Annotated in this window: 8 protein-coding genes; 1 reads left to right on the forward strand and 7 read right to left on the reverse strand. The window is 71.4% G+C overall.

The window, feature by feature from the left end:
- A partial coding sequence (locus AB0C29_RS24740) for an acyclic terpene utilization AtuA family protein (protein WP_360824374.1) occupies positions 1-1,118 on the reverse strand: 1,118 nt, incomplete at its 3' end.
- A gap of 79 nt (positions 1,119-1,197) precedes the next feature.
- On the opposite strand from AB0C29_RS24740, the gene AB0C29_RS24745 reads away from it, so the two are divergent.
- Entirely contained in the window at positions 1,198-2,343 is a 1,146-nt protein-coding gene (locus AB0C29_RS24745; protein ID WP_360824381.1) for an acyl-CoA dehydrogenase family protein, read from the forward strand.
- Between the two features lie 6 nt (positions 2,344-2,349).
- Here the strand turns inward: AB0C29_RS24745 and AB0C29_RS24750 are convergent, their stop codons facing one another.
- The 6 genes from AB0C29_RS24750 to AB0C29_RS24775 form a co-directional block, all read right to left on the reverse strand.
- The gene (locus AB0C29_RS24750; RefSeq protein ID WP_360824384.1) at positions 2,350-2,919 is read right to left on the reverse strand and encodes a hypothetical protein; all 570 of its coding nucleotides are present in this window, start codon (positions 2,917-2,919) and stop codon (positions 2,350-2,352) included.
- Positions 2,916-4,283 (reverse strand): hypothetical protein, encoded by a 1,368-nt coding sequence (locus AB0C29_RS24755; RefSeq protein WP_360824387.1) that lies wholly within the window; start codon positions 4,281-4,283, stop codon positions 2,916-2,918. Before AB0C29_RS24755 ends, AB0C29_RS24750 begins: the two co-directional genes overlap by 4 nt.
- Entirely contained in the window at positions 4,280-4,609 is a 330-nt protein-coding gene (locus tag AB0C29_RS24760; RefSeq protein WP_360824390.1) for a type VII secretion target, read from the reverse strand. The genes AB0C29_RS24755 and AB0C29_RS24760 overlap by 4 nt, the downstream gene beginning before the upstream one ends.
- Positions 4,599-5,009, reverse strand: coding sequence for a YbaB/EbfC family nucleoid-associated protein (locus AB0C29_RS24765; protein ID WP_360824392.1), 411 nt, complete (start codon positions 5,007-5,009; stop codon positions 4,599-4,601). Before AB0C29_RS24765 ends, AB0C29_RS24760 begins: the two co-directional genes overlap by 11 nt.
- Positions 5,010-5,099: 90 nt before the next feature.
- Complete coding sequence (locus tag AB0C29_RS24770; RefSeq protein ID WP_360824395.1) at positions 5,100-6,068, reverse strand: leucine-rich repeat domain-containing protein; 969 nt, start codon at positions 6,066-6,068, stop codon at positions 5,100-5,102.
- On the reverse strand, positions 6,065-7,439 hold a 1,375-nt coding region (locus AB0C29_RS24775), incomplete at its 5' end, for a hypothetical protein (protein WP_360824398.1). The genes AB0C29_RS24770 and AB0C29_RS24775, both read right to left, overlap by 4 nt.

Here is a 7,439-nt window from a genome sequence, read left to right on the forward strand (position 1 = left end):
AACCCGCGGCCCGCCACCTTCTCGTCCGGGTCCCGGGCGACGACGGTGAGCAGGGCGGACGCCTGCTGCTGGGTGGCCGCGTCGGCGGTGTCGAGCCGGGCCAGGCTCCAGGTCACCTCGGCCGGCGCGGTGCCCGGGGCGGCCTCGAACTGGCGGCGGAACAGCGCCGCCTTGGCCTCGATGTCCAGCCCGGTCAGCACGACGGTCAGCTCGTTGCGGTAGCCGCCGACGGTAGTGCACGAGACCTTCAGGTCAGGCGGAGGTGCCTCACCTCGTACTCCGGTGATCTCGACCCGGTCCGGGCCGGCCTGGCGCAGCGCCACCGTGTCGAGGCGGGTGGTGACGTCCGGGCCGGCGTAGCGCGCATCGTCCACTTCGTACACCAGCTGGGACGTGACCGTGCCGACGGTGACCGCCCCGCCGGTGCCGGGGTGCTTGGTGATGACGCTGGAGCCGTCCGGGTGCAGCTCGGCGATCGGGAAGCCGGGCCGCAGCGGGTCGCCGAGCTCGGTGAAGAACGCGTAGTTGCCGCCGGTGGCCTGGGCGCCGCACTCGATGACGTGACCGGCGACCGTGGCTCCGGCGAGCGCGTCGAGGTCGCCGCGCCCCCAGCCGAAGTGGGCGATCGCGGGCCCGACGGTCAGCGAGGCGTCGGTGACCCGCCCGGTCACCACGACATCGGCTCCGGCGGTGAGCGCCCGGGCGATGCCGAAAGCACCGAGGTACGCGTGCGCGCCGAGCGGTGTGCCCAGGCCCAGCTCGCCGGCCCGGGGGGTGAGGTCGTCACCGCGTACCAGAGCGACCCGGGCCGGTGTCCCCAGCTCGCGGATCGCGGCCACCAGGGCGGGCGGGTTGACGCCGCCCGCGTTGGCGACGATCCGCACGCCGCGCTCCAGCGCCAGCTCAAGGCACTCCCGAAGCTGCAGCAGGAAGGTCTTGGCATAGCCGGTCGCCGGGTCTCGCGCGCGGTCCCGGCCGAGGATCAGCATGGTCAGCTCGGCCAGGTAGTCCCCGGTGAGCACGTCCAGCTCGCCGCCGGTGAGCATCTCGCGCATGGCCGAGAGCCGGTCGCCGTAGAAGCCGGAACAGTTGCCGACGCGCAGCATCTCGGGCCTCATGCCGACCGACCCTGGCACAGGTTCAAAAAACAAGCAAGCGCGCTTGTTTCTGCCCGGTGCCCTTCGCTAGCGTCGGCCCATGCGCCTCAACGAGGACCACCGCGCCTTCCGGGACAGCGTCCGCCGGTTCGTCGACACGGAGGTCAACCCGCACGTCGATGCCTGGGAGGCGGCCGGCCGGGTGCCCCTGCACGACCTGCTGCCCAAGGCCGCGGCCCTCGGCCTACTCGGCCTCGAATACGACGAGGCCTACGGCGGCGAGGGCGCCGACGCGAGCTTCCAGCTGGTCGCAGCCGAAGAATACGGCCGGATGCACGCGACCGGGGTCGGAATGGCCATCGGCGTCCAGGCGATGATGGCCACCCCCTCGCTGCATGATTACGGTTCACCTGAACTGAAGGAGCGTTACCTCACCCCGGCCATCGCCGGCACCGCGGTCACCTCGATCGCCGTGACCGAACCGGACACCGGCTCCGACGTGGCCCAGCTGCGCACCCGAGCGGTCCGCGACGGCGACGACTGGGTCATCACCGGCCGGAAGGCCTACATCACCAACGGCGCCCAGGCCGACTGGCTCTGCCTGCTGGCGCGCACCTCGGATGAGGGCGGCTACCGGGGCATGTCCCAGATCGTCGTGCCCACGGACCTGCCCGGCTTCAGCGTGGCCCGCACCTTCGACAAGCTGGGCAACCGTTGCTCGGACACGGCGGAGCTGGTGCTGGACGAGGTGCGCGTACCGGTCAGCAACACGATCGGCGAGGTCGGGCGGGGCTTCCAGCAGCAGATGCGGCAGTTCGTGACCGAGCGGATGTTCGCGGCGTACACCACGGTCGGTGGCTGCCAGTACGCCCTGGACCGTACGCGCCGCTTCGTCCTGGACCGGCAGGTCTTCGGGCGCCCGCTCGCGGACCGGCAGTACGTGGCGTTCCGGCTCACCGAGCTTCAGGCCGAGGTGGACCTGCTGCGCAGCCACAATCTCGTGACGTGCGAGGCGCTGATGGCCGGCGAGGACATCACCCGGATGGCGACGGTGGCGAAGTTGAAGGCGGGACGGCTGGTGCGGGAGGTGGCGGACTGGTGCCTGCAGTTCCACGGGGGCATGGGGTATCTGGAGGACAACTGGACGGCTCGGCTGTTCCGCGATACCCGGCTGACGTCGATCGGGGCGGGGGCTGATGAGGTGATGTTGCAGGTGCTGGCCCGGCTCGACGGGCTGCCGGCCTGAGCGCTGTCAGGGGATCGGCTGGCCGTCCGGGCCGATGACGTAGCCGAACTGGGCGAGCGAGCCGGTCCGGTCGATCTCGTCCAGGGCCTCGGCGGTGAAACCGGCCATCGGGGGATCGTCGGCCCGGTTGCGCCAGCCGGCCATGCGGACCGACTTGTATTCGAGGTTGACCTCGCCGTTCTCGGTGTGGAAGCCGCCGCCGCGCTCGAACATGCCGATCAGCGGTTCGAACGGATCCTCCAGGCCGGCCGGATACTCGAATCCTGGCGTGGCACTCAGCGCGGCCCAGTGCAGGATGAACGGAACCACCTGCCGGATGTCCCACCCGCTGGACCTCACCTTGTCCAGCAACTCGTCGACCACGCCCTGCTGGGCGCGCACGTTCGGATCCACACACAGGGCGATGTCGAAGAACGGCACCTTCGTGTCGCACTCATAGGCCGCCGCCCACCGGGCCGCCCGCCGGAAGTACTCCTTGAGCAGGGCGGCCTTCGACCAGGCCTGGTCGCCATGGCGTTCCCATTCGATGGCGCTGAGGCGAGCGGCCACGGCCTGCACGGCTTCGTCGGGTGTCATCGGCCCAATCCTCGCAGAGCCGCGTCGACGACCTCATCGAGGTTCGACAGATCGTCGGCCATCTGCAGGCCGGAGCCGTCGAGGCCGAACACCCGCCAGTGGTCCAAGGGGGCGTTGGGCCGCCACTCGTTGGGCGCCAGATCGTGAGCACCCGGATGGTCGCGGTTGATGATGGGGTCGCCGTCGGCATCAAAAGCATCCGGATGGGAGGACCGGTAGGGCAGGCCCGCTTCCATGAGTCTGTTCTCCACGTACTCGTGCGCGGCGAGGTTCCGGAAAGCCGCCATGTCGTCCGGACTGAGCGTGCCCCGAGTGGCGCCGTCCCAGAGGTCGGCGATGCGCTCGACCGGGGTGAAGTAGCCGCGCTCGACCTGGTTCGGAACCAGCGAGACGTCGTGCTGCTGGACGAACAGATTCTGGCGCATCCGTTCGATGACCCCTTCGTCGATCCCGGTGTTCGCCGCGGCGAGCGGAGTGTCGTCCGCGCTGTCCCGGATGCGCCGGTACGCGTCGGCCGCCCGGTCCGAGAAGCCGTCGCCGGGGTCGATGAAGTCTGAGCCGCGCGGGAAGTCGGGCCGGAACTCGCCCGGGTCGGTGCGGGCCAGGGCCCGGTTGCGGCCGCTCAGGTCCGAGAAGATGCCGGCCAGGTCGTCCAGCTTGGTGCTGAGCCTGCGCAGGCTGCTGAGCAGGCCCCGGACGAAGTGCTGGATCCGGTTGACCCACTTGGCCACGAGGGTGGCGACCTGGCCGATGACCACCGGCGTGGCGATGCCCAGCGTCAGCCCGGCCTCGGCGAGCCACTGCGGCAGGCGGGCGGCGAGCGTACCGATGAACTCCGCGATCAAGTCGCGGACGATTCCCCGGACCAGCGCGACCAGCAGGCCCGCGCCCTCCACGGCGTAGGAGATGCCCTGGGCCGCCGTGGCGAGTCCCTCCAGCACCTGCAGCTGCATGCCGGCGTGCGCGCGGTACGCGTCACCGGAGGCGCCGAACCAGCCGGACACCTCGGTGCGGAGGCGGTCCGCGTACTGCTGGCGGGCCTCGTCCGTGAAGGCCGCGACGTTCGACCAGGTGGCGGCGTGTGCGGCGACCTCGTCGGCGTTACCGGCGAGCCAGTCGAGGGCGTCCTTGAGGGGCTGGACGTGCTCCATCAGCCAGGCGACACCCCAGGAGACCAGCGTGCCCAGCGGGTCGACCGCGAGGGAGAGCATGTCCAATGACGCGCCGACGCCGCCGAGTGTGCCGTCGACCCAGCTGTTGTCGCGGATGCCGTCGGTGATGGCGGCGGCGTCCTCCACCAGTCCGAGGCCGGTGTACCAGGTCGTCGAGTCGTGGCTCTGCGCCACCAGCGGGTTGGCGCTCACAGGGGCAGGTCGAGGTGCTTGCCCGCCGCGCGTACCCCGTGGGCGGCCGACTCGTCGGTGGCCGTCGTGCTGCCGACGACGGCCCGGAGGTTGTCCGCGGTCTCTCTCAAGGCGTCCTCGGCGTCGTCGAGGGCGCCGATCGCCAGGGCGAAGACCGGGCTCAGCAACGTGGGCAGGAACTGGCAGAGCTGCCCGTAGGCCTGTGTGTCCATGGTGACCTCGTGCACCGCCGACCGGCCCTGCCGGACAGCGTCGGCGATCCCGTCGACGCTGCCGGCGTGCCCGCGTACGGCATCAGCCGGGAACTGGATCTCCTCACCGGGCATGGCTGTCCCGCGGGTCGACGTCACCGGCCCCGTCCGGCGGCTCGGGGAACCGCTCCGCGTACGAGTGGATCACCGCGCGGCCGGTCTCGGTGTCGGCGCCGACGGTCTGCTCCACCTGGGCGGCGACGCGGGCGGAGAGCTGCGCCTGGGCGCGGCGGATCAGGCTCATGATCTCCCGGCTGAGCTGTGCACCGGTCAGCCGGCCCGGCCGGTCGTCGATGTCGAGGCGTTCGAGCTGGCCGGCCGACCCGACGGCGACGGAGATGGACCCGTCGCGGCTCGTTGCCTCCCCGGTCAGCTCGGCGACCCGGCGCGACAGCTCCACGGCCCGCGCGGCGTTCGCATCGACACCGGCCGCCCAGGTCTCCAGCCATTCCTCGGCCGAATCGATATCTCTCATGACACAGCCCCCCGATCCGCCGAACCCTAGGTCGATGGCTGCGAGGCCGCAACCCCGGTCACAGACCGCCCCAAGGGCCGGAACCGGGGGTCAGGATCGGCCGAGGATGCGGATGGCCGGCCGGGCTTCGCGCAGCGCGGATATCTTGGCCGCATCGACCTCCGTGTCCTCCAGGTCGACCTCCTCCAGCTCAGGTAATGCGTGCAACGCTGACACGTCGGTGACGCGGGTGCCGGCCAGGCTCAGCTCCCGCAGCCCCGCCAGGGTGGCGAGCGGCCCGACGTCGTCGACCGGGGCGTTGTCCAGCCGCAGCACCCGCAGCCTGCGCAGGGCAGCCACGGGCGTCACGTCACGGATGCCGGTGTTGTGCAGGAACAGCTCCTCCGCGGCCGTCGCGTTCTCGATGCCCGCGGCCGATTCCAAGGCCGTGCCGCCGAGATCGAGCCGCCGGGCCGCGGCGAACCACGGCAGGCCGACGAGGCCCGTCAGCGACGTGATCGGCAACCGGTCGACCGACAGCTCGGCCAGCCCTGTGAGTCCGGTGAGCGGCTTCAGGTCGGTCACCGCGCAGCCCGCCAGATACAGCTCGCGCAGCTCGGTGAGAGCCGTGACGGTTTCCAGGTCGGAGATCGGCGTGTGCGCGATGTCGAGGATCCGCAGCCCGGTCAGCGCCCGGATCGGTTCCAGCGTGCGTACGCGGGTGGCCCGCAGCCGCAGCACCCGCAGCTCATCCGCGTGCTGGAGAGGCGCGAGATCGTCCACCCGGGTCGCGCTGACGTCGAGCTCGCGCAGCCGCGCCGAGCTGCGTAGCGGTCCCAGGTCGAGCACCGCCCGGCCCGGCAGGATCAACACCTCCAGGCCGGCCGCAGCAGCCAGCGGGTCCAGGTCCCAGGGCAGGCCGCCGGGGGTCCGGTGCGGGTTCGTGGTGCGGAGCCGCAGCTCACGCAGCCGGGGCAGCAGGCGCAAGGGCTCCAGGTCGGCGGGGGAGACGTTGACCAGGTCGACGACCTCGGTGTCCGGCGCCAGCCGGGTGCCGCCGAAATCCACCGGCGTGGTCACGGCGGGCCCGGCAGGGTGCGGAAGTGCGCGGCGAGCCAGTCCACCAGGGCCTTGTCCCGGGCCGGGTCGTGCAGCAGGCGGCCGTACTTCTTGGTGGCTTCCGCGACCATCACGTCCGCGGCGCCCTTGTCCGACAGCGGGCCGCCCGGCAGCGGCTCCGAGTCGACCAGGCTGCCGATGATGCCCATGGCCCGGACCACGCTCTCGATGATGGTGATGTCCAGCGTGGTGATCCGGGCGTGGGCCACGGCCTGGTGGTGGACGGTCAGGTCGCAGAGCTTCGAGAGCTCGAGGATCAGCGCCTTGTCGGCGGTGAACGGGGCCTTGTCCTTCTTGGTCACCCACGCCTTGCGGACCCCGCGCAGCCACATGTGCGCGTCGGAGGCGGCGTCCCAGGCGTGCTGGACATGGTCGCCGGCGATCTTGCGGACGATGTCCGTGCGGGTGACGGCGGCGCCGCCCTTCTTGACGCCGGGCGTGAACGTGTGGCCGGCGAAGGAACTGGTGCCCAGCGACCGGCGCGGCAGCTCCTCGTAGTGCGCCGCGTTGCCGACCTTGGCGGCCTCGTCCATGGCCTCGAACGCCGCGGTGCCGTAGTAGCCGAGATCGTCGACCGACCCGTGGCCCAGATGGGCGGCCTCGTGGACCAGCGTGGACTTGCTCTCGGCGGGATCCTTGCCCTGCACGATGCCCACCAGCAGGTGCATCAGCTGCGTCGAGTGCTGGGCCCAGCCGCCGAGGAAGGTCTCCGGATCGTCGAGGTTGTAGTCGGTCGTGACGTGCTTGTCGAGGTCCCCGGCGGCGGTGGCCAGCGCGGCGCGCCCGGCGGCGTACCGGGCCTTGGCCACGGCGTCCTGCGAGCCGAACACGGCCTTCAGCCCCGCGGCATCCCCCTCGGCCGTCCGCATGAGGTCGCCGGCGTCCTTCATCAGCACCTTCAGCGTGGCCCGGTCGGCCTTCTTCACCGTGGTGTGCGCGTCCAGCACGGTCTTGTAGATCTGGGTGCGGTCGGCCGGGTCCAGCGCCTTGTTGAACGCGGCTTCGCTGATCACCCCGGGCGCGGGGAAGATCATGGCGACGATCGTGGCGGCGGCGTCCTTGGACCGGAGCCGCTTCTCCTTGGCCATCCGGTCCAGCAGCTGCGTCACCGCGGTCTTGATGACGGCCTCGGGGATCCGCAGCTTCTTGTCGGTGTAGGCGGCCTTGAGGTCGGCGAACCCGGGCATCCGGGCCCGGACGTCGGAAGCCGCGAGCATCGCTGCGCCCCGGTGCCGCTGCCCGGGCACGAGCCGGTCGATGGCGCCGGGCGTGGTCATCGCCGCGGTCAGAGCCCGGTTGCCGGCGAGACGCTGCACCGCCAGCAGTCCGGTG

Origin of the sequence: Actinoplanes sp. NPDC048791 (genome assembly GCF_040650095.1) — a bacterium.
Taxonomy (GTDB): Bacteria; Actinomycetota; Actinomycetes; order Mycobacteriales; family Micromonosporaceae; genus Actinoplanes.